20 protein-coding genes and 1 tRNA gene are annotated in these 20554 nt (G+C 63.4%); 13 read left to right on the top strand and 8 right to left on the bottom strand.

Features of this window, described 5'->3' with window-relative positions:
• Nucleotides 1-45 precede the first annotated feature (45 nt).
• From FKM97_RS08460 to FKM97_RS08445, 4 genes are read left to right on the top strand one after another with little or no spacing between them, the layout of a single operon-like run.
• Nucleotides 46-1188, top strand: coding sequence for an efflux RND transporter periplasmic adaptor subunit (locus tag FKM97_RS08460; RefSeq protein ID WP_170240819.1), 1143 nt, complete (start codon nucleotides 46-48; stop codon nucleotides 1186-1188).
• Entirely contained in the window at nucleotides 1185-2330 is a 1146-nt protein-coding gene (locus FKM97_RS08455) for an ABC transporter permease (RefSeq protein WP_144291965.1), read from the top strand. The genes FKM97_RS08460 and FKM97_RS08455 overlap by 4 nt, the downstream gene beginning before the upstream one ends.
• Nucleotides 2327-3100 (top strand): ABC transporter ATP-binding protein, encoded by a 774-nt coding sequence (locus FKM97_RS08450; protein ID WP_246104992.1) that lies wholly within the window; start codon nucleotides 2327-2329, stop codon nucleotides 3098-3100. The genes FKM97_RS08455 and FKM97_RS08450 overlap by 4 nt, the downstream gene beginning before the upstream one ends.
• Complete coding sequence (locus FKM97_RS08445) at nucleotides 3097-3861, top strand: 4'-phosphopantetheinyl transferase family protein (RefSeq protein ID WP_144291964.1); 765 nt, start codon at nucleotides 3097-3099, stop codon at nucleotides 3859-3861. The genes FKM97_RS08450 and FKM97_RS08445 overlap by 4 nt, the downstream gene beginning before the upstream one ends.
• Here the strand turns inward: FKM97_RS08445 and FKM97_RS08440 are convergent.
• Nucleotides 3821-3913, bottom strand: a tRNA-Ser gene (locus tag FKM97_RS08440). The two genes, FKM97_RS08445 and FKM97_RS08440, sit on opposite strands and share 41 nt — an antisense overlap.
• Nucleotides 3914-3999: 86 nt before the next feature.
• On the opposite strand from FKM97_RS08440, the gene FKM97_RS08435 reads away from it, so the two are divergent.
• Nucleotides 4000-4800, top strand: a complete 801-nt coding sequence (locus FKM97_RS08435) for an enoyl-CoA hydratase/isomerase family protein (protein WP_144291963.1) — start codon at nucleotides 4000-4002, stop codon at nucleotides 4798-4800.
• Nucleotides 4801-4909: 109 nt separating this feature from the next.
• The gene (gene ilvD, locus FKM97_RS08430) at nucleotides 4910-6751 is read left to right on the top strand and encodes a dihydroxy-acid dehydratase (RefSeq protein ID WP_144291962.1); all 1842 of its coding nucleotides are present in this window, start codon (nucleotides 4910-4912) and stop codon (nucleotides 6749-6751) included.
• Here the strand turns inward: ilvD and FKM97_RS08425 are convergent, their stop codons facing one another.
• On the bottom strand, nucleotides 6752-7219 hold the full coding sequence (locus tag FKM97_RS08425; RefSeq protein ID WP_144291961.1) for a hypothetical protein: 468 nt from the start codon (nucleotides 7217-7219) through the stop codon (nucleotides 6752-6754).
• A gap of 206 nt (nucleotides 7220-7425) precedes the next feature.
• Between FKM97_RS08425 and FKM97_RS08420 the strand changes: the two genes are divergently transcribed.
• Nucleotides 7426-7833: a response regulator gene (locus FKM97_RS08420; RefSeq protein WP_246104991.1), complete on the top strand. Its 408-nt coding sequence runs from the start codon at nucleotides 7426-7428 to the stop codon at nucleotides 7831-7833.
• Between the two features lie 17 nt (nucleotides 7834-7850).
• Here the strand turns inward: FKM97_RS08420 and FKM97_RS08415 are convergent, their stop codons facing one another.
• Entirely contained in the window at nucleotides 7851-9359 is a 1509-nt protein-coding gene (locus FKM97_RS08415) for an aldehyde dehydrogenase (protein WP_144291960.1), read from the bottom strand.
• 207 nt (nucleotides 9360-9566) lie between these two features.
• On the opposite strand from FKM97_RS08415, the gene otsB reads away from it, so the two are divergent.
• The gene (otsB, locus tag FKM97_RS08410) at nucleotides 9567-10355 is read left to right on the top strand and encodes a trehalose-phosphatase (protein ID WP_144291959.1); all 789 of its coding nucleotides are present in this window, start codon (nucleotides 9567-9569) and stop codon (nucleotides 10353-10355) included.
• A 35-nt stretch (nucleotides 10356-10390) separates the two neighbouring features.
• On the opposite strand, the gene FKM97_RS08405 is transcribed toward otsB, so the two are convergent.
• Complete coding sequence (locus FKM97_RS08405) at nucleotides 10391-11824, bottom strand: alpha,alpha-trehalose-phosphate synthase (UDP-forming) (RefSeq protein WP_144291958.1); 1434 nt, start codon at nucleotides 11822-11824, stop codon at nucleotides 10391-10393.
• A 295-nt stretch (nucleotides 11825-12119) separates the two neighbouring features.
• On the opposite strand from FKM97_RS08405, the gene FKM97_RS08400 reads away from it, so the two are divergent.
• Together FKM97_RS08400 and recA are read left to right on the top strand one after the other, a co-directional pair.
• Complete coding sequence (locus tag FKM97_RS08400) at nucleotides 12120-13427, top strand: NAD(P)/FAD-dependent oxidoreductase (RefSeq protein ID WP_205014827.1); 1308 nt, start codon at nucleotides 12120-12122, stop codon at nucleotides 13425-13427.
• A gap of 379 nt (nucleotides 13428-13806) precedes the next feature.
• Nucleotides 13807-14883 (top strand): recombinase RecA, encoded by a 1077-nt coding sequence (recA, locus tag FKM97_RS08395; RefSeq protein WP_144291957.1) that lies wholly within the window; start codon nucleotides 13807-13809, stop codon nucleotides 14881-14883.
• Nucleotides 14884-15575: 692 nt separating this feature from the next.
• Here recA and FKM97_RS08390 read toward each other — a convergent pair.
• A complete protein-coding gene (locus FKM97_RS08390) occupies nucleotides 15576-15950 on the bottom strand; it encodes a DUF2852 domain-containing protein (protein WP_144291956.1) in 375 nt (124 codons plus the stop codon).
• An 82-nt stretch (nucleotides 15951-16032) separates the two neighbouring features.
• On the opposite strand from FKM97_RS08390, the gene FKM97_RS08385 reads away from it, so the two are divergent.
• Nucleotides 16033-17025: a threonine ammonia-lyase gene (locus tag FKM97_RS08385; protein WP_144291955.1), complete on the top strand. Its 993-nt coding sequence runs from the start codon at nucleotides 16033-16035 to the stop codon at nucleotides 17023-17025.
• 290 nt (nucleotides 17026-17315) lie between these two features.
• Here FKM97_RS08385 and FKM97_RS08380 read toward each other — a convergent pair whose 3' ends face one another.
• Complete coding sequence (locus FKM97_RS08380) at nucleotides 17316-17645, bottom strand: hypothetical protein (RefSeq protein ID WP_144291954.1); 330 nt, start codon at nucleotides 17643-17645, stop codon at nucleotides 17316-17318.
• 369 nt (nucleotides 17646-18014) lie between these two features.
• Entirely contained in the window at nucleotides 18015-18887 is an 873-nt protein-coding gene (locus FKM97_RS08375) for a hypothetical protein (protein WP_144291953.1), read from the bottom strand.
• A gap of 166 nt (nucleotides 18888-19053) precedes the next feature.
• Between FKM97_RS08375 and FKM97_RS08370 the strand changes: the two genes are divergently transcribed.
• A complete protein-coding gene (locus FKM97_RS08370) occupies nucleotides 19054-19482 on the top strand; it encodes a cupin domain-containing protein (protein ID WP_144291952.1) in 429 nt (142 codons plus the stop codon).
• A 117-nt stretch (nucleotides 19483-19599) separates the two neighbouring features.
• On the opposite strand, the gene FKM97_RS27175 is transcribed toward FKM97_RS08370, so the two are convergent.
• The gene (locus tag FKM97_RS27175) at nucleotides 19600-19872 is read right to left on the bottom strand and encodes a hypothetical protein (RefSeq protein WP_428977897.1); all 273 of its coding nucleotides are present in this window, start codon (nucleotides 19870-19872) and stop codon (nucleotides 19600-19602) included.
• Nucleotides 19873-19881: 9 nt separating this feature from the next.
• Here FKM97_RS27175 and FKM97_RS27170 point away from each other — a divergent pair, with 9 nt between their 5' ends.
• Nucleotides 19882-20541 carry an ABC transporter permease gene (locus FKM97_RS27170; RefSeq protein WP_428977899.1) on the top strand — a complete coding sequence of 220 codons (660 nt, stop codon included), beginning with the start codon at nucleotides 19882-19884 and terminating at the stop codon, nucleotides 20539-20541.
• Nucleotides 20542-20554: the final 13 nt, after the last annotated feature.

Genomic DNA, 20554 nt, shown 5'->3' with positions numbered 1-20554 from the left:
GAATTCTTTTCGGTAGTGTTCCGCTCGGATAGAGAACGCGTGTCCATGGGCTTTCTCCGCCTTGCCATCGTCGTCTTACTGGCCTGTGTCGGCGTCAGCCTGCTCGCAGGATGGTACCTGCTGCCGTCGAGCGTGCCTGCCTTTATCGTGCAGCAGCGGATGATGGGGCTGGAGATGACAGGGCCAGGCCTCCTGGATGCGACGAACCGCGTCACCATCACGGCCCGGATCCAGGGTTTTCTCACGGCCATCAACGTGGATCGCAACGACACCGTCACGCAGGGGCAGGTCTTGGCAACCCTCGAATCGGCGGATCTCGAGAACCAGCTCGTCGCGGCGAAAGCGACGGCCGAGTCGGCGCAACGGTCGATCGCCGAAGCCCAGAGTACACAGCAACGGGCCAGCATCTCCCTCGACAAGGCCAAGCGCGATTACGACCGGCGCCTTCCGCTGTTCAAATCCAAGACGCTTTCGGAGTCCGAGTTCTCCGTCGTCGAGACCCTCTACAAGGAGGCCCAGGCCGACCTCACCCGGGCCTCGACCAGCATTCAGCGGGCCCAAGCAGAGGCGGCGGCCGCGGACGCCAATGTGAAGGTCCTGGAATCAAGACTGGCGGAGGCAACGATCCTGTCGCCGCTGAATGGCACCGTCGTCTTCCGAGATCGCAATGTCGGCGATCTCCTGACCCCAGGGGCGACCCTCATGCAGATCGTCGATCCGGCGACCATCGTCGTCTCGGCACGGCTGGACGAATCCGCCATGGGAGCCATCAAGCCCGGGCAAAGCGCAAGCGTCACCTTCGCCTCCGAGGTCGGACGCACATTCGATGGAAAGGTGCTCCGACTGAGCCGGCAGGTCGATCAGGAGACCCGCGAGTTCACCGCCGACATCACGCTTGATGAGTTGCCGAAGAACTGGGCCATGGGGCAGCGGACCAATGTGGCCATTCAAGGCGAGTCGCCGGCAGCCTCGATCGCCGTGCCGCAAACCTATATCACGCGCCGGGACAATCGGGCGGGGGTCTGGGTCAATCGATCCGGTCGCGCTCATTGGGTCCCGGTGTCGCTCGGCTATCTCAGCGGGACCGACGTCCAGATCACTCACGGCCTTGCGGAAGGAGACGCTGTGCTCGAGCCGGACGGGCGGTATCCTTACGAGCCCATCTCGGTCGTCAGGTCGGCATCATGAACCTGGCCGCAAAGGACCTGCGGTTCAGCCTCTTCCGTTTCATTCTCACCGCGCTCGGCGTCGGCATGCTGCTGGGCGCGACCATGGGGATGATCGGCCTCTATCGCGGCATCGTCTATGAGGCGCTGCTGGTCATCAACGATATCGGAGCCGATCTCTGGGTGGTGGAAGGAGGGCGCGGCGGCCCGTTCGCCGAAACCTCAGCGGTCTCGGCGACATTGGATCGCCGCGTCGAAGGCGTGCCCGGCGTCCTCGAGGTGCGCCGCTTCATCCAGTACAATCAGCAATATTCGTTCAACGGCAGAACCTTACGGCTGGCGGTTACGGGCATCGATTATCCCAAGGACAAAGGAAGCTGGATCCCGCTGGTGGCGGGGCGGTATTTCTATTCCAGCCGATACGAAGCCATTGCGGACCAATCCACCGGCTTGCAGATGGGAGACGTGATCCGGCTCGGCCGCGACGACTACACCATAGTCGGCCTCTCGGTCGGCCAAGTGGACATGGCGGGAGATGGAATGTTCTTCGTCACCATTCCCGATGCCCAGGCGATCAACCGCGTTCTGCCCAGCGAGGCAATTCTGCTCAACCGTGTGGCATCGTCGATGAACCGGACCGGTTACGGCCAGGCCGGAAGCATCGGCGCGGTGATCGTCGAGGCACGGCCCGGAATCGATCCACAGTCCATCAAGGACCGCATCGAACGATGGGGCGATGTGTCGGTTCTCACCAAGAAAGACCAGCAGTCGCTGCTGCTGGACGGTCGCCTCTGGCGTCTGCGCATTCAGATCCTCGCCTTCACGGCCATGACCCTGCTGGTGTCGGGAAGCGTGGTCGCGCTGACGATCTACACGATGACCCTGGAGAAAATCCCCCATATCGCCCTGCTCAAGCTCATCGGGGCACGGGATCGGACCATCGTCGGGATGATCGTGCAGCAAGCCTCCTTCATCGCTGCGGCCGGTTTCGTTCTGGCGATCGTGCTCTCGGTGACGGTCTATCCCCATTTCCCGCGCACCGTGCTGCTGGAGGTGGGGGACTTGGCAGCGATCGGAGCGATCTTGTTCGTCATCACCTTGATCGCGAGCTGGTTTGCGATCCGCCGGGCTCTCGTCGTCAAAGCGCAGGAGGTGCTTTCGTGAGCAGCGGCTTCAAGACGGGGCAGACCGTCGTCGAAGTGAGGGGCGTGCAAAAGATCTACAAGAGCGGCGAGGCGCAGGTCATCGCCTTGTCCGACATGAGCCTCGGCCTGCGCGCCGGAGAGCTCACCGGGATCATGGGACCCAGCGGCTCGGGAAAGACCACCTTTCTCATGATCGCCGGGCTGCTGGAGCCGCCCAGCCACGGAGACGTGCTCTTCGGGGGCAAGATCGTGGCGCATCCCAAGACGAAGCCGAACACCTTGCGGGAGTTCCGGCGGAACCATATCGGCTTCGTCTTCCAGAAGGCCAATCTCATCCCCTTCCTGACGGCGACCGAGAACGTGCAGATCGCCCTCGAGATCAACGACCACCGGCGCAATTCGCGCGAGAAGGCCCATCACCTCCTCGGCATGCTCGGCGTCGGGCACCGGCGGGACAATTATCCATCCCAATTGTCAGGGGGGGAACAGCAGCGCGTCTCCATCGCCCGGGCGCTGGCGAACGAGCCGATCCTGCTGCTGGCCGACGAGCCTACGGCGGCCTTGGACGGACGCCTCGGGCGGCTGGTGATGACGCAGTTTCGCGAACTCGCCGACGAGCGCCAGGTCGCCGTCTGCGTGATCACCCATGATCCACGGTGGACGGACCTGTTCGACAGCGTCGTGGAGATGAGCGACGGCCGGATCGATGCGTGGATGCATCCGCGCGGGCTCCAGCATGGCCGGACCCATTTCGCCCTGCCGCGCCCGCCGCTGAGGAACACGAAGTGACCTCGGCGTTGCAGGGCCGGTCGGTGCATGTCTGGCAGATCGATGCAAGGGAGCACGAGGCGGACGCCCTTCTGCCGCTCCTCACTGCGGACGAAACCGTCCGGGCCGGGCGGTTCCTCCGATACGAAGACCGCCGGAACTTCATTCTCGGACGGGGACTTTTGCGGCGCTTGCTCGGGCACTATCTGCAGCGGGAGGCCGAGCAGATCAGGCTGTGCGCCGATCAGGACGGCAAGCCCCGACTTCAGGATGGCGCTCCCCTCGAGTTCAACCTCTCCCATTCAGGGGATCGCATCGTCATCGGGTTCAGCAATGCCGGGGCGGTGGGTGTGGATATCGAGGCGATGCGACCCGTCCCGGATTACCGGCGCCTGGCCCGGAGGCTCTTCAGCGCCGCGGAGCAAAGGGAGATCGACCACAGCGAGGAGGCGATCAAGCTTGCTACGTTTTTCGACATTTGGACGCGGAAAGAAGCCTATGTGAAGATGCTCGGCACGGGCATCGACGGCGACATCGCACTTTATGACTGCAGGCCGGGGCCCGGTGCCACACTGGCGATCTCCAAAGGTGATGTGCGGGTCACCACGCTGCGCCTGGTCGGCCATCGACCCGAGCCGGATTATGTCTCCGCCCTGGTCTGCGACAGCCTGGATGCCAACGTGGCCGTCTTCACCCTGCCCGCTGGAGGGGAGGTTCCGGACAGGGACCGATGGCGGGAGATGGCGGAGACGGAGGGATTCGAACCCTCGATACGGCTTTAGACCGTATAACGGTTTAGCAAACCGCCGCCTTCAGCCTCTCGGCCACGTCTCCATGCGGTATCCCCTAGGGGATAGAACCGCAACCGTCAACGCCGAAGGTCTCTGCTCCTGGGGAGTCTGAAATGTTTAGGAAGATCCATGGCTGAAACGCCCATACAGCTGACCATCGCGGGACCGCGCGCCACGATCCGCCTGGACAGGCCGTCGCGCAACAATGCCATCAATGGACTGTTCTGCGCGCAGTTCGAAGCCGCCGCCGCGGCAATCGTCAACGACACGATGATCAAGGTCGCGGTCATCGAGGCCTCGGGCGACTGTTTCAGCGTCGGAGGCGACCTGAAGGAATTCCTGACGCTCGGGGAGGATCCGGAGGCGGCCGTCCTGCAGACCGCGACGGCCCTTCACCGGGGCATCCTTCTTCTCAGCCAGTCGAGCGTCGTCTCCATCGCTGTCGTGCAGGGCGTTGCCGCGGGTGCCGGATTGAGCCTCGTCTGCGCCGCCGATCTCGCCGTGGGCGCGCGCGCTGCCCGGTTGACCGCGGCCTATACCCGCGTCGGCCTCACACCCGATGGCGGGCTGTCCTATTTTTTGCCGCGAATCGTGGGGATGCGGAGAGCGTTCGAACTGATGAGCCTCAATCCTGTTCTCACGGCGGAGGATGCGTTTTCGCTTGGTCTGTTGAGCAAAGTCGTCGAAGATGGCCTGCTGGCTGAGACGGTTGAGGGGATGGTCGCCTCCCTGCTGGCGACGCCGGGGACGGCACTCCCGAGGCTCAAGGCCCTGCTGCAGGCCAGCCGGCAGGCGGTGCTCGGCGAGCAACTCGCGCTCGAAGCAGAGGAAATCGCACGAAGCGTCGGCTCCGAAGAGGCGAGAGCGGCGATGCGCGCCTTCTTCCAGTCTCGCTCATCATATATGGCAGATCTGAGCCTGCCTCGCTAAAAGGCTGGAGAATTCAGCTTTCATCCGTTAAATCAGGGCCATAACTTTGCACGGCCCCTGGGGCTCCGCCCCTGGTCGGTCACCCCGCGTAAGAACAAGGAGAGGTTCGATGCCTCCATATCGCTCCCGTACCACTACTCATGGCCGCAACATGGCAGGCGCCCGCGGACTCTGGCGCGCGACGGGGATGAAGGATGAGGATTTCGGAAAGCCGATCATCGCGGTCGTCAACTCCTTCACGCAATTCGTGCCCGGGCATGTGCACCTCAAGGACCTTGGCCAGATGGTGGCCCGCGAGATCGAGAATGCCGGCGGCGTGGCGAAGGAGTTCAATACGATCGCCGTCGATGACGGGATCGCCATGGGCCATGACGGCATGCTCTATTCGCTGCCGTCGCGCGAGATCATCGCCGACAGCGTCGAATATATGGTCAATGCCCATTGCGCCGACGCCATGGTGTGCATCTCAAACTGCGACAAGATCACGCCGGGCATGCTGATGGCGGCGCTGCGCATCAACATCCCGGTCGTGTTCGTCTCGGGCGGCCCCATGGAGGCCGGCAAAGTGGTGTGGGAAGGCAAGGAACTCACCCTCGACCTCATCGACGCCATGGTCGCGGCCGCCGACGATCGCATGGGCGATGAGCAGGTCAAGGCCATCGAGCGCTCGGCCTGCCCGACATGCGGCTCATGCTCGGGCATGTTCACGGCGAATTCAATGAACTGCCTGACCGAGGCGCTGGGCCTGGCGCTGCCCGGCAATGGTTCGACACTGGCGACGCATGCCTATCGGCAGCGGCTGTTCGTCGAGGCCGGCCATCTGATCGTCGATCTCGCCCGGCGCTATTACGAGCAGGATGATGCCAGCGTCCTCCCCCGGTCGATCGCATCGGTGGCGGCATTCGAAAATGCGATGATCCTCGATATCGCCATGGGGGGATCGACGAACACGGTTCTGCACCTGCTCGCCGCAGCCCATGAGGGGGAGATCAACTTCACCATGGCGGATATCGACCGGCTGTCGCGGCGGGTTCCGGTCCTGTGCAAAGTTGCGCCCTCCAAGGCCGATGTTCACATGGAAGATGTGCATAGGGCCGGCGGCATCATGGGGATTCTCGGTGAACTCGACCGCGCCGGCCTCATCGACACCAGCGTCGGTTCCGTCCATTCGGAATCGCTCGGCTCCGCCCTCGACCGGTGGGATGTGATGCGAACGAAAAGCCAGGCGGTGCACGAGTTCTTTCGCGCAGCACCGGGGGGTGTGCCGACACAGGTCGCCTTCAGCCAGTCACGCAGCTATGACTCCGTCGATCTGGACCGCGCCGGCGGCGTCATCCGCGATGTGGGCCATGCCTTCTCGACCGATGGTGGGCTTGCAGTCCTTTACGGCAACATTGCCGTCGATGGGTGCATCGTAAAGACGGCCGGGGTGGATGCGTCCATCCTCACCTTCAAAGGACCGGCGCGAGTCTTCGAAAGCCAGGATGCCTCCGTCAGTGCCATCCTGACCGGCAAGATCTCGGCTGGAGATGTCTTGATCATCCGCTACGAAGGACCAAGAGGCGGACCCGGGATGCAGGAGATGCTCTATCCCACTAGCTATTTGAAGTCCAAAGGGCTCGGAAAGGCCTGTGCCCTGATCACCGATGGCCGGTTCTCGGGCGGAACGTCGGGTCTCTCCATCGGTCACGTTTCCCCCGAAGCGGCCGAGGGCGGCCTGATCGGTCTCGTCGAAGATGGCGACCTCGTGGACATCGACATCCCGAACCGTCGCATCGAGCTGCTCGTTTCGGAGGAGGAGCTGAGCAGGCGGCGGGCGGAAATGATAGCCAGGGGCTCCAAAGCCTGGCAGCCGAGCGCGCCGCGTCCCCGTAAAGTGTCGACCGCGCTCAAGGCCTATGCGGCCTTGACCACGAGTGCCGCAAAGGGGGCCGTCCGCGTCGTGAACTGATCAGTTGGAGCTTCGCGACGTGGTGCCCGTATTCCGGGCCTCCGTGTCCGAAGGGTGGATGATCGACTTTTCGATCGCCGATCCGCTGTCGCGTGACAGGACATCAGAGGCGCGGTTTGTCTGGGGGACGGTCGCCGCTGATGTGCCTGACGGCTGTTGGCCTATGGCACCGCTGCTGCCCTGATTGCCACTGCCCGACGCGGGCAATGTATTGTTTCCACCCCGCGTGATGGCATTGCTGTTGGGGCTGGTGACGCCAGACTGGCCCTGATATGGCGCGTTTGCCGGGGCGCTCGGCGACGTCGCCGGGGCGCCTTGGGTCGCCGCCGGCGCGCCGCTGGACCCCGCTGTGCCGCTCGCGCCGCCCGCTCCGCCAGCGCTTCCGGCACCGGAGGAGGTCTGACCGTGAACGGCAGCCGTTCCTATGATTGTTGCGAGCAGCGCCGCGGTGATTTGGAGAGCGAGCATAAGATCCTCCGCTGTTAAAGCCCATCTGAGGCGAACGTAGGCTCCAGCCGTCCGTTCCCTCGCCAAGCCGCTGCTGCAATCACATCAGCATGAGATCATAAATCCGGCGATGCAAGACAGATCCGACGGGCTTGTCATCCCTAGCGGAAAGTTTTACTTGGCGGGGCTCTGTTCATTTCCAGAAATGTTTGAGATGGAGAACAGGCGTGCTACATCGACGGAAACTCGCCGAAGGAGCCGAAAAGTTGCGCGTGTTGGTGGTTGAGGATGAGGCCATGGTAGCCATGCTCATCGAAGACATGCTTATCGATTGTGGATGTGGCGCAGTTTCCGTTGCGGGCCGAATGGATCAGGCGCGGCAGAAGCTGGACAGCGACACCTATGATTTCGCCATTCTCGACCTCAATCTGAGTGGAGAGTGGACTTATCCGCTGGCCGACAAGCTCCTCGAGAAGGGGACACCTTTCGTCTTTGCAACGGGTTACGGGTCCACATTGCTCGAAGGCGTGTATGCCAGCGTGCCGACCCTGCAGAAGCCGTTCCAGCTGGAGGATGTGGAACGGGTTCTGCGAGAGGTTCGCGGCGGCGCCGGTCTGGAAACGCCGCCGAACTGATCTTCTGACGGTCTTCTTTATCCCAGGTGGATCCAGACCGACTTGGTCTGGGTATGGTGCATCATTGTCTCGAAACACTTGTCGCGACCGTTCCCGGATTGCTTGAACCCGCCCCAAGGCTGGGTCATGTCACCGTGATCGAAACAGTTCACCCACACGACGCCTGCATCAATGTCGCGCGCTGCTTTGTGGGCCGTTGACAGGTCGCTGGTCCAGATGCTGGCGGCGAGGCCGTAGATGCTGTCATTGGCGATCTCGACGGCCTGCTGAATGTCCTTGATCGGCAGGACCGCGGCGACCGGGCCGAAGATTTCCTCCCGAGCGATTTTCATCTGATTGTTCACCCCCGTGAACAGCGTCGGTGACACGTAGGCGCCCTCTCTCAGCGTCTCCGGAACATCGCCTCCAAGAGCCAGATTGGCCCCCTCCTTCACCCCGTCATCGATGTAGCCCAGCACCCGCTTCTGCTGTTCCCTGGTGACCAGCGGGCCCATGGTCGTGGACGGATCCAGCGGATCGCCGGGGGTAAACGCGGTTTTGCTCTTCTCCAGGAAGCGATGAACGAAGTCGTCGTGAAGCTTCTCGTCGACGAGCAGACGAGATCCTGCATTGCAGACCTCGCCCTGGTTTCCGAAGATGCCATTGATCGCGTAGGTTACGGCCGTGTCCAGATCCGGCACATCGCCCATGATGATCTGCGGCGTTTTCCCTCCACATTCGGTGGTCACGCGCTTCATGTTCGACTGGCCGGCATAGACGAGCATGAGCTTTCCAACCTCGACGGAGCCAGTGAAGGCGATCTTGTCGACGTCCATGTGCAGGGCCAGGGCTTGACCCGCTTCGTGGCCCAAGCCTTGAATGACGTTGAAAACACCGGCCGGACCGCCCGCTTCCATGAAAAGCCGCGCCATCAAGCTTGCACTATGAGGCGACTGTTCCGCCGGCTTGAGCACGACCGTGTTGCCTGCGGCGAGGGCGGGGGCCACCTTCCAGGCGGCCATCATCAAAGGATAGTTCCAGGGCGTGACGCAGCCCACCACACCCAGAGGCTGGCGCAAGATGTATTGCAGTTCGCTGGCTGCCGTGTTCGTCACCTGGCCGTCGATCTTATCGATCGTCTCGGCGAAATACTGAAAGGTGCTGGCCGAGCCCGGAACATCCGAATTGATCATGTCGGACACGGGCTTGCCCATGTCGAGGGTGTCCAGAAGCGCAAATTCCAACGCGTTCTCGCGAATGAGCTGGGCATAGCGATAGAGGATCTCCATGCGACTGCGCGGCGCCATGCGGGACCAGACCCCGCTCTTGAATGCCCGTCGCGCTGCTGCGACAGCCAGATCGACGTCCATGGCATCTCCGCGGGCGACCTCCGCCACGGTGGTGCCGTTGGCCGGGTTCACCTTTTCAAACTTGCCGCCCGCACTGGCCGAGACGAACTCCCCATTGATGAAGTGTCTCCCCTCGAATTTGACCTGGGCAGCCTGGTCGGCCCAAGCCTTGCGGTCCATTGTACTTATCTGGTCCATTTTCACAGCTCTGTCCCCATTACCCGAAGCCTCAAGAGGGCGGAACGATCTCGCGGCCCAGAAGCGGCCCTGCATCGGTTCTGCGTGTGTTGATCTTTGCCCCTCAGAGGTGTTTCTGTCTAGCAGGCTGCCCTGCATGGCAGGGCGCGGGATCGATTCCGCGACTTCGGAGGTTGTCGAAACGATCGTAAAGTTCGGAGGGTGAAGATGACAGTTGTCGCCACGGCAGGCCCAAGACGGATCGACGGGCGCATGAGAGGGATCCAGGGCGACAAGAACTGGGCCCTCTTCCTCGATCTGGATGGCACCCTGTTCGAATTGGCTCCCACCCCGGACGAGGTTCTTCCCGACCCCAGACTCAGCGCCTTGCTTAAGGAACTCGTGGCCGTCTTCGATGGGGCCGTCGCCATCGTCAGTGGTCGCGCGCTTTCCGACATCGACCGACTGCTTCCGCTGCATGAATTTCCTGCCGCCGGCCTGCATGGGCTGGAGCGGCGACAGGTCAGTGGCGCCGTGGAGGAGCTGCAGGTCGATCTCGAGGCGCTGAGCGCCGTGCGGGATCACCTTCACAGCTTCACACAGAGCCATCCCGACCTGCTGCTGGAGGACAAAGGCAAAGCGCTCGGCATGCATTACCGGCAGGCTCCGCATCTCGCCCAGGAGGTCCTGGACGTCACCAAGAAAGCGGTTGCTCCCTATTCGAAGACGCTGGGGCTTCAACCAGGAAAAATGGTGGTCGAGGTGAAGCCCCATGGGGCCAATAAAGGCAGCGCCATCGCGGCCTTCATGGAAGAGCCTCCCTTTTCCGGCAGGCGGCCGCTTATGGCGGGAGACGACATCACCGACGAGGATGCATTCGCCTTGGCCCGCAGCTTTGGGGGGTCGGCCATTCGCATCGGACAACCGTCACGGACATTGGCGCATGAGCGCCTCGACACGGTTCAGGATTTCCGGAAATGGCTGCAAGTGCTCGCCGCTGAGACGTCCTTGACGTGATCAACCTAAAGCTAACGTGATCAGGGCCAAAAGCCCTATCCAGGAGCCACGGCGAGCAGATCACGCTTGTTCGGTGTCAAACGACGCACGACGGCCTCATGGGTCTTTGTGAGCAGGGCGCGCATGTAATTCGTGCGCCAATTCTCGAGGTCATTGCTGCGCAACTTGGCCATCAAGGCAGAATGGCGGTCGATCCTCTCCTCGAGCTTCATGTCCAAGGCTTTGCGAATCGCGTGGGCCACGCCCTCGGCATCGTGAGGGTTGACGATCAATGCGGCGTCCAGCTCCTTTGCGGCACCCGCGAAGGAGGAGAGAACCAAAACGCCCGGATCCTGGGAGTTCTGGCAGGCCACATATTCCTTTGCGACGAGATTCATGCCATCGCGAAGAGGGGTAACCAAGCCCACGCTGGCCGCCCGGTAGAAGCCAAAGAGTGTCGACTGGGCAAATGACCTGCACAGATATTTCACAGGAACGCTATCGAATTCAGCATATTGTCCGTTGAGGCGGCCAACCGCTTCCTCCACGGCGCTGCGCAGCCGACGATACTCCGGCACCTGATCCCTGGAGGGAGGGGCAATCTGGAGAAACGAGACTTCGCGCAGCCGTTCCGGCCACAGCTCCAAGAACCGATGCACAGCTTCGATTCGCTGCAACAGGCCCTTTGTGTAGTCCAAGCGGTCAACCCCGATGACCAAGGCGCGATCCTGGAGGCTCTTGAGAATGCCCTGGGACTGCACAGAGCGGACCGTGCGGGCCGCTTGGGTTGAAATCGCCTCAACATCTACGCTGATCGGGAAGGCCCTGACGCGAAGGCGCGACGGCGAATTCTGACATTCATCGCCCGAGAAGCTGACATTGAGCTCCTTGCTGAGAAACTCACGCATGGACGTCGCGTCGTCCTCGGTCTGCGTTCCGATAAGATCGTAGGCCTGAAGGGACTCGGCCAATTCCTGGTGCACGGGAAGCGTGGACATCACCTGCCAGGGCGGGAAGGGGGTATGCAGGAAGAACCCAATCCGGTGGTGAGCGCCCAGCTCACGCAAGCGCTTGGCAAGCGGGAAGAGATGATAGTCATGGACCCAGATCACATCATCCGGGCGCAGCAGACCAAGAAGCTCCTCGGCAAAATGTCCGTTCACACGCTGATAGGCGCTGTAGTCATTGGATGAGTACTGAACTAAATCGGTGCGATAATGCAGCAGGGGCCAGAGGGCGCTGTTGGCAAAGCCCGCATAAAAACCGGTAAAATCATGCTTCTTGATATCAATGGTGGCACGAGTGATCTGACCATGTTCTTCAATCTGCGGCGGCCCCGGCGTATGATCGACGACCTCTCCGCTCCATCCGAACCAGATCCCGCCATGGTCGCCGAGAGCAGCCTTCAGAGCCGTCGCTAGGCCTCCCGTGTCGGCTTTGTCCTTCCCAAAGCTCGCAACTCGATTGGAAACCACTATCAGCCGCGGCATTGGCTATTCCCATGTTGACGAACCGCCCAGGAATTCTAGGCTGACACGATAACTCCGAGGACGCTACCTCCGTTCCGCCTAAAAGCGTGCTTTATTACAAAATATTTCCTAATTTTTGCACTGCAGCGTTGAGCAATGTTGCAGCGCACGGGGCGGCTGCACAAAAGGTGGGACGGTGGCGGTTCGGAGTGATCCTGCAGATCATGCGATCCCTCGCGATTCGCCACGAGACGGGCTTTCCCGTGGAGCCGTCAGCCCTTATGAGTCAGCAAAGGCGACGGGAGTGATCACGGACATGACGATGATTTCAGCGATGGCCGACCCCGCACGGCTTCCCCCCTCGCTGTGGGCTGCCACTGCGGCACCGGCTCTCGAACTGCCCTCCTTGGCGGGCGAGAAACGCGCCAATATCTGCGTGATCGGCGGGGGGTTCACCGGCTTGGCGGCTTCGCTCGCAGCGGCAAAGGCCGGCGCGACGGTGATCCTGCTCGAAGCCAGTGAACCGGGCTGGGGCGCCTCAGGCCGAAATGGCGGCCAAGTCATTCCCGGATTCAAATGGGATCCGGACGACATCCTCAAAGCCTTCGGGCCCAGTCAGGGTGAGAAAATCATCGCCTTCGGGGCGGCCTCGGCAGATGTCGTGTTTCAGCTCATCAAGGATTACGGCATCGACTGCGCCGCCAGCCGACGCGGCTGGCTGCAGGCCGTGCATTCGCGAAAGATGATTCCCACCGTTCAGTCGCGGGTGGAGCAGTGGCAGGCGAGGGGGCAGCCAGTCGAGTTTCTCGATGCGTCCGAAACGCGTCGCCTGAGCGGCACGGGCGCCTATGAGGGGGCGTTGCTGGACCGGCGGGGGGGCGTACTCAATCCTCTGAGCTATGCCCGCGGACTGGCGCGTGCCGCGATCTCGGAAGGTGTGGACATCTACATGTCGTCCCCTGCGGTCGCGGTGGAGCGACAGGGCCAAGGCTGGCTCACCAAAACCGCACAGGGTCGCGTCGTGTCCGACAAGATCATCCTGTGTACCAATGGCTATGGGCGAGACCTGCTGCCGCATCTGGAGCGGACAGTCATTCCCGTCGCCAGCTTCATCGTGGCGACGAAGCCCTTGTCAGGAAATGTCGCATCCTCAATCCTTCCCGACGGACAGGGGACTTCGGATACGCGCCGTCTCCTCCTCTATTGTCGCAAAGATCCCGCGGGGCGGCTCGTCGTCGGGGGCAGGGGCCGCTTTGCCGATCCCGTCTCGCCGGCAGATTTCGCCCATGTGGAGAAAGCGACCCGGAGCCTTTTTCCGCAATTGGGATCCGTCCCCTTCGAGTTCCGATGGTCCGGGAGGGTGGCCGTCACCGTCAACCATTTTCCGCATGTGATCGAGCCCGAACCCGGCCTCATCGGGGTGATGGGCTATAATGGCAGGGGGGTGGCCATGGCGTCCGCCTTGGGCGGGGCCACGGGTACATACGCCGCCAATGGCGATGCGGCGTCGCTTCCCATCCCCCTCAGCAAAACGAGAGAAATTCCCTTCTACGGGCTGAGACGAGCCTATGTCGCGGCGGCCTCAGCCTGGTATCGCGGACTGGACGCCCTCAACCTGCCCTGAGGTGGTGCGGAACCCTCTAGAGATGCATTTTTGGAATAGAACTACTTCAGGTTGACGCGCGGGTGAAGTTTCGGCATGGTGGGTGGGCGACGTGATCCGCTCTCATCCTTCGAGGCGGAGAACAGGACCGGGTGCCATTCCTCTCTCCCCAATCGGCGGCTGCTTCTTGCAATGCCCCTCAGGCTGGCACCCGGAACCTTCCCACTTGTTGTTGAAAACTCTTGCCGCAAAGGCCGACAATCGTCGGAAAATCCCTCCTGGACAGGCAGCCGCGCCCCAGATAGCGCTTGCTTTGGAACAAAAAAAGTACATATGTAGAACGAATTGGTGATGAGCCCCCGTTGCACCGCTTGGAGCCATATGGAATAAGGGATAGAACATGTCAAAACCGGACCTGCGCGTCATCGAGAACGGGGCTATGGACAAACAGAAGGCACTAGAAGCGGCCCTGGGGCAAATTGAGCGCCATTTCGGCAAGGGCTCGATCATGAAGCTCGGCCAGGGCGACAAGGCCGTGGAGACCGAGGTGGTCTCGACCGGATCGCTGGGGCTCGACATCGCCCTGGGCATCGGTGGTCTGCCGAGGGGCCGCGTGGTCGAAATTTTCGGTCCCGAATCCTCCGGAAAGACAACGCTTGCGCTGCAGACCATCGCCGAAGCTCAAAAGCGCGGCGGCATCTGCGCCTTCATCGATGCCGAGCATGCGCTCGACCCCATCTATGCGCGCAAGCTGGGCGTCAAGCTCGACGAGTTGCTGATCTCGCAGCCCGATACCGGAGAACAGGCGCTCGAAATCTGCGACACGCTGGTTCGGTCGGGGGCCGTGGAGGTCCTCGTGATCGATTCGGTCGCGGCCCTGACGCCAAAGGCCGAACTCGAGGGCGAAATGGGTGACAGCCTTCCCGGCTCGCAGGCCCGGCTGATGAGCCAGGCTTTGCGGAAGCTCACGGGTTCCATCTCCAAATCCAACTGCATGGTCATCTTCATCAATCAGATTCGCATGAAGATCGGCATCATGTTCGGCAATCCGGAAACCACGACCGGGGGAAATGCCCTGAAATTCTACGCTTCGGTGCGGCTGGACATCCGGCGCATCGGCGCGATCAAGGATCGGGAGAACATCGTCGGCAACCAGACGCGCGTGAAGGTCGTCAAGAACAAGCTTGCGCCTCCCTTCAAGCAGGTCGAATTCGACATCATGTATGGAGAGGGCATCTCCAAGAACGGGGAATTGCTGGATCTGGGCGTGACCGCGGGAATCGTCGAGAAATCGGGATCCTGGTTCTCTTACAATTCCGACCGCATCGGCCAGGGCCGCGAGAACGCGAAAAGCTTCCTGAAGGCCAATCCCGATATCGCCGCCTCGATCGAGCGCGCCATTCGCAGCAATGCAGGGCTCGTGGCCTCCTCCCTGTTGTTGGGCAGCGAGGAGACTGAAGAGCTCGCCGCGGAATGACCCGGGGCCTGCCCTCGCGGTGGGCCGGTCGCTGTCGCTCCGGATGGCTGTCGCTCCAGACAGGTCCCGGCGCGACGTGGTGCGGGAATTTGTCCGGTGGCGGGTGAGGGAGAGAGCCTCGCTCAGGTGGATACACGCGGTTCCCTGCCGCTTGGAGCTCAAGCTTCTTTGAGCTCAAGCTTCGCGTTCGAGCTGTGCCGCCGCAAGGTGTGCGGCGGTGGGGTGCTCAGGGCGTGGCGCGCAAGGCGTGTCTCGCAAGGCGTGTCCCGGTCTGGCCGGCGATAAAGAGGCTTGTTTGGCCGTGCGGGCGAAAGGCGCCAAGCGTTTGATGGTTCCGACGCTGCAGAGTTTGCCGAGCCGCAAAGCCCGTGAGGGCGGTTCCGCCGAGGCGGTGCCTCTGAGGCTGTGCCTCCGAGCCCGTGCCTCCGAGCCTGTGCCCATGAGCACTCTGCCCCCTCCGGCAGTCTCCGAGGCGGTGCCTCCGAGGCAATGTCCCGAGGTGGCGCGTCTGAGGCGATGCCCCCGAGGGCGATCTCCCTCGAGGGTTGTGTCCCTGTCGGCCGGCCCCGATGGCGTGCTCCCGAGGCAGTTCCGCCGAGGGAGTGCCTCCGAGGCAAGGCCCCGTGGGGGCGCCTCCGAGGGCCATGCCCCCTGAACAGAAGCCCGAGGGATTGCCCCGAGCCTCTGTGACTTTACTCCGAGGTCCGTTGCAGGCTGCGTTCGGCCATGAAGCGGTCGAACTCCTCCTGATCGCGGGCCGCACGAAGTCGCTCCACATGCGCGGCAAAGGCCTGCTGCTCTTCCTCAAGACGGTGCAGGGTCGCGCGCCTGTAGTCGTCGAAGGCCTGGTTGCCGGAGCTGGGGGAGGCTGGCATGAACCCATAGAAGGGGCGCTTACGACAGGTGATCTCATCCCAGGCATTTCTCAGCTGGCCATCCACGTTGCCGCCCCATAGGATGTAGGCGGCCAAGGCTATCCCCAACGGCCACCAGACGATGAATCCCAAGACAAGGGCGGCAATGCTCAAGGGGGTCCACCGGCGTCCGCTCGTCTTCGTGAGTGTCATTTAAGGGCCTCCATGCTAGGCCTAAAATATGGGATATCGGGGGCGGTCTTCAAGATCCGCGGCAGAGAGTTTGGAGGGCAAGATGCATCCGGAACGTCCAGAAATCCCCAGCTTCGACGACATTCAGCGCGCGGCCGTGCGCATTCAGGGGCAGGCGATCCGGACACCCCTGCTCAATTCGCCGAAACTCGACGAGCGGCTGGGCTTTAGGCTGTTCGTCAAGGCGGAGGTTCTGCAACGGACCGGATCGTTCAAGTTCCGGGGCGCCTATAACAGCGTGTCGCAGCTGAGCCAGGGCGGCACGGCCAAGGGCATCGTGGCGTTCTCATCGGGCAATCACGGACAGGGTGTCGCTGCGGCGGCGCAGCTCTGCGGATTGCCGGCGGTGATCGTCATGCCGGCCGATTCCCCCCCGATAAAGCTCCGGAATACAGCCTCCTACGGCGCCGAGGTCGTGACCTTCGACCGGGCCAGGGAAGACCGGGTGGCCATCGCCGCAACGCTCGCAGAACAGCGCAACGCCGTGATCGTTCCGCCTTTCGACGACCCGCAGATCATCTCCGGACAGGGGACGGTGGGCCTCGAAATCGCCGATCAGGCCGAGGCGGAGGGGATCAGCATCGACCATGTGGTGGTCCCGGCCAGCGGCGGCGGTCTCGTGGCCGGCATCTCGCTGGCCCTGGAGCACCGCTCGCCGCACACGAAGATCTGGTGTGCGGAGCCGGAGGGCTTCGACGATCATGCGCGCTCGCTGACGGCAGGCTCGCGGCAGCAGAATGCACAGGCCACCGGCTCGATCTGCGATGCCCTCATGTCGCGGGAGCCAGGGGCACTCACCTTCGCCATCAACAGGCTGAGGCTTGCCGGCGGCCTCGTCGCCAATGACGACGAGGTACGCTCAGCCATGGGGGTGGCCTTCGACATGCTCAAGCTGGTGATCGAGCCGGGCGGCGCCGTCGCGCTGGCCGCGGTGCTGTCGGGAAAGCTCAACGCGGAGCCCGGGCAGGCCGTGGTCGTGGTCGCCTCGGGAGGCAATGTCGACCGGGACAGTTTCGCCGCCGCGATCAACGGCTGATCGCAAGGCCCGGCAGACCAGAGGGGGTCGCACCGGGCCAGACCCTACGCCGACGGGCGTCACCGCTGCCGACGGAGGAGGCGGCGGCGCGACCAGCGGCATGAGTCGGTCTTCAGGAATGGGGGCGCGGTGCACAGCAGAATGGCCGGCGCATAGGCTCGAGCCGGGGCGGCAGCCGTCCTCGACGATGCGCCGTTTTCGGTCGCAAGCCGTCCTCCACGGCACGCCTAACGTGATGCAGGCGTCCGCGACTGAACGCCCGTGCGCGGTCGCAAGCCGTCCTCTGCGGCTCACCAACCGTGATGCAAGCCGTCCTCTACGGCACGCCGCGTGCGATGCAGGCCTCCGCGACGGAATGTCGTGCTTGGGTGCACGTCGTCCTCCACGGCACGCCGTACTCGATTGCGACCGTCCTCGTCGACGAAAAGGCCGTGCTCGGTTGCTCGACGTTCTTCACTCGCGCTGACCTTGAAGGCGCGGCGACGCCACTGCGTCCTGTCGTTCCTGGAGGGCTCCGGCCTCGTGCCCAGCAGGGTGAGGCGCCGTCCGACCTTGGTGTCGAGCAGCTGCAGAGCCCGTGTCGGCGGGCGGTCCGCTCTTGCTGCGCCTGTCATGTCCATGGGCGGCTCAGGGGTATTCCTCCGCGGGGGGCAGGTCCCCTCGTCCAGTCATCAGGGTCGCGTTCCTCTGCGGGCCCCGAGATCGCGAATCGCCGAGGGCTGCGGGGACATTTTGCCGTCCTTGACGCGCTCCGTCGCCGGCTTCGGATCGCTGAGATCGGGTGGTCGTGCGGCCATCGAGGGTACAGACGCGACAATCGGGACTCTTTTGCCGGTCCCAATCGTATTCCAGCGCCCTTCAAGGGTGTCGTCGATGACCCTCCGATCGTGCGGGCACTCTTGTGCCGGCGTCGCTCCGCGGCGCAGTCAACGGCCGCTGCTCGACCGACCTCATCTGGGTTTCGGTCTCCGACCTCAGGGGAGCTTCTTTTAGCGGTCGGTGGCGACCAGGCTGAGGGGCTCGTCCTCGTCGGGACGAGAGCCCGCGCCAGGGGTGCGGATGATGACGATGCGGCCTGCCTGATCGGAGGACGGGGCGGACTCCTCCCGGTCGCGGACGAATTTCGAGACAGGTGCAGGGCTGGGCACGCGGGACACTGCGTTCGTCCGTTCCGGGACGGTGTGCTCCCCGCCCATGGCCTGTTCGAGGGCCTGGAAGAGGACAGCGCCGCGGCGCATGGCCTGAACCACCCCATGATGGTGCTTGGAAAGGAGGGTGAGGCGATCGAGGGCCTGGGCCAAGCGGCCCCGGATCTCGCCGAGCCCCGATGCACGCGTCACATCTGCGACATGCGTCTCGGCTGCAGCGGCACCCGGCGTTCCGGGTCCAGGAACATCCGTGTCGCGAGGGAGTTCGACGGTTCTCGATCCCTCGGCGCTTTCGGTCGCCACGGCATCGTGGACACTGCGCATTGTTGCAATCAGGGCGTCCATGAGGGCGCTCGCCTCGCTGAGGCGCCGGTCGAGGACGCCCGCGGGATTGCGGCGCGCCAGCACCCGGTCGGCGTCACTGCCGGAGGTCGCCAGCAGGGCAGCGATGTCGTGGCCCGCCTCGGCCATCAGCAGGCGCAGGCGCTCAGGTGCGCCGGCCCCCTCCAGAGAAGGAAGGAATTCGACGGATTGGGCGCTCACCACCCGCTCCAGCCGCTTGATGGCATCGAGCAGGATGCGGGTGTCGGCCGACCGGTTGCGGCGGGCATATTCGGAGAGGAACCAGCGACCGCGGGCGGTCTCCATGACCGCACTCTCGATCAGCCCGTAATCCTCCTCGCGGAGCGGCGCCAATCTGCCCCCTTCACTCATACGCGACCCCGTCCAACCGGCGTTACCCCTTGCTCGCAAGGACTATCGCGGAGAATGGTTGAGGAAGGGTTGCAGAACGGCACGCCTCGGTGAGGCCGTTAGGCAGAGCTTAGGTCAATCAGGGCGGGCAGAGCTCGCAACGCGCTTCAGAAGGTCCACAAACACCATGACAGAGACCATCATCATCGGCGGGTTGAGCCTTGAATTCCTGGAGAGCAAGGACGGGACCGAGGGCAGTCTCGACCTGTTCCGGATGACGGTTCAGGCGCAGGCGAAGGTGCCGATTCCGCATTATCACGAGAGCTGGGATGAGACGGTCTATGGCCTGTCCGGACGGTTGACGTTCCGGGTGGGCACGGAGGAGGTCGCGGTCGAGCCGGGACGGTCCTTGTTCATCAAGCGCGGGGTGGTGCATGGCTTCAGCAATCCGGGGCCGGAGACGGCGGTGTGCCTGAGCGTGCTGACACCGGGCGTGCTCGGGGCGCAGTATTTCCGCGACATCGCCGCCGAGATGGCGACGGGGGCGCCCGATCCGGCGCGGATGACGGCGATCATGCTGAAGCATCGGCTGATCCCGGTGCCGCCGGGATCCTAGGGGCGAGGAGTTGGGGACTGCCCTTGCAGGACGGGGGCCCGGGTCGCTGCTTTCGCTGCGCCCGGGATGACGGGTGTGCGGTGGGTGAGCCAGGGATCACGGGTTGGGCCGTGGCGGTCAGCCCGCGGTGATGCCGAGGCCCATGACGAAGGTGTCCTTCATGACCAGAGCATGGGTGAGGCTCCAGAGGAGATGGCCGTCCCGGGGGGCTTTGACGGTGCCGATTTCGTCGCCATAGAGGTTCTTGATGCGGGCCAGGATCTCGCCTTTCAGGACGCGCTGGCCGGGATTGGCCACATAGCGGTAGAGGCCGTCGCTGGGGGCGGGCAGCCAAAGATAGTCATCGACGAGAACGGGACGGCGCGAAAGCGGCGGGGCTGTGTCGATCATGCCGTGGAGATGGGCCAGGCGGAGCAGGCCATTCAGATGGAAGGCGACGTTGTGCTCCTCGATGAGGCCGATGCGGCCGGCCTCGGCGAAGGCGGCGTGGCGGCGCTGGGTGGCGCGGCCGGTGCAACTGCGGCCGGGGGCGTCAAGATGGGAGGGGGCGAGGCGGACCAGGATCTCGGGATCGAAGCAGGCGGCGATCTCCTGATTGCGGCGATCGAATTCGGGATCGCCGACGGTCTGGGCGATGGTGAAATGGGCGACGTTCTCGCAGAGATCACCGCCATGGAGATCAACGAAGCAGTCGGCATCGGCAGCCCAGTCGAGAAGGGCTGCGGCAAGGACCTCGGAGAAGGATCCGTCGGGGCTGCCGGGGAAGCAGTCGTGCTGCCGCCCATGCTGCCACCCCTGGGCAATTACCTGATCGGCCTGTTCAAGGAGACGCCGCTCTTGGCGGCGATCACCGTCATCGACGTCTTCGGGGCGGCGAACAACATCGCCGGCCAGACCTATCGCTATAACGAGCCCTATACGGCGGCGGCCTTGATCCTGCTGGCGGTGAGCCTGATCGCCGCCTTCGGCGTCAACCGGCTGGAACGCTATGTAGGACGGTCCCGGCGCGCCAAGGGGGAGGCAACGGTCAAGATCGTGAAGGGGCCCGCCACGATTTGATTCGGGACCGCGT

Origin of the sequence: Rhodoligotrophos appendicifer (assembly GCF_007474605.1) — a bacterium.
Classification (GTDB): Bacteria; Pseudomonadota; Alphaproteobacteria; order Rhizobiales; family Im1; genus Rhodoligotrophos; species Rhodoligotrophos appendicifer.
This window is presented reverse-complemented; position numbering and strand designations above follow the sequence as displayed.

What these genes read in the sequence shown, in the direction of transcription:
- FKM97_RS08435 (WP_144291963.1), top strand. Translation starts at nt 4,000, where the DNA reads ATGGCTGAAACGCCCATACAGCTGACCATCGCGGGACCGCGCGCCACG.
- FKM97_RS08425 (WP_144291961.1), bottom strand. Translation starts at nt 7,219, where the DNA reads ATGCTCGCTCTCCAAATCACCGCGGCGCTGCTCGCAACAATCATAGGA.
- otsB (WP_144291959.1), top strand. Translation starts at nt 9,567, where the DNA reads ATGACAGTTGTCGCCACGGCAGGCCCAAGACGGATCGACGGGCGCATG.
- recA (WP_144291957.1), top strand. Translation starts at nt 13,807, where the DNA reads ATGTCAAAACCGGACCTGCGCGTCATCGAGAACGGGGCTATGGACAAA.
- FKM97_RS08370 (WP_144291952.1), top strand. Translation starts at nt 19,054, where the DNA reads ATGACAGAGACCATCATCATCGGCGGGTTGAGCCTTGAATTCCTGGAG.
- FKM97_RS08415 (WP_144291960.1), bottom strand. Translation starts at nt 9,359, where the DNA reads ATGGACCAGATAAGTACAATGGACCGCAAGGCTTGGGCCGACCAGGCT.
- FKM97_RS08460 (WP_170240819.1), top strand. Translation starts at nt 46, where the DNA reads ATGGGCTTTCTCCGCCTTGCCATCGTCGTCTTACTGGCCTGTGTCGGC.
- FKM97_RS08400 (WP_205014827.1), top strand. Translation starts at nt 12,120, where the DNA reads ATGACGATGATTTCAGCGATGGCCGACCCCGCACGGCTTCCCCCCTCG.
- FKM97_RS27175 (WP_428977897.1), bottom strand. Translation starts at nt 19,872, where the DNA reads ATGATCGACACAGCCCCGCCGCTTTCGCGCCGTCCCGTTCTCGTCGAT.
- FKM97_RS08405 (WP_144291958.1), bottom strand. Translation starts at nt 11,824, where the DNA reads ATGCCGCGGCTGATAGTGGTTTCCAATCGAGTTGCGAGCTTTGGGAAG.
- FKM97_RS27170 (WP_428977899.1), top strand. Translation starts at nt 19,882, where the DNA reads ATGGGCCAGGCGGAGCAGGCCATTCAGATGGAAGGCGACGTTGTGCTC.
- FKM97_RS08385 (WP_144291955.1), top strand. Translation starts at nt 16,033, where the DNA reads ATGCATCCGGAACGTCCAGAAATCCCCAGCTTCGACGACATTCAGCGC.
- FKM97_RS08455 (WP_144291965.1), top strand. Translation starts at nt 1,185, where the DNA reads ATGAACCTGGCCGCAAAGGACCTGCGGTTCAGCCTCTTCCGTTTCATT.
- ilvD (WP_144291962.1), top strand. Translation starts at nt 4,910, where the DNA reads ATGCCTCCATATCGCTCCCGTACCACTACTCATGGCCGCAACATGGCA.
- FKM97_RS08390 (WP_144291956.1), bottom strand. Translation starts at nt 15,950, where the DNA reads ATGACACTCACGAAGACGAGCGGACGCCGGTGGACCCCCTTGAGCATT.
- FKM97_RS08380 (WP_144291954.1), bottom strand. Translation starts at nt 17,645, where the DNA reads ATGGACATGACAGGCGCAGCAAGAGCGGACCGCCCGCCGACACGGGCT.
- FKM97_RS08375 (WP_144291953.1), bottom strand. Translation starts at nt 18,887, where the DNA reads ATGAGTGAAGGGGGCAGATTGGCGCCGCTCCGCGAGGAGGATTACGGG.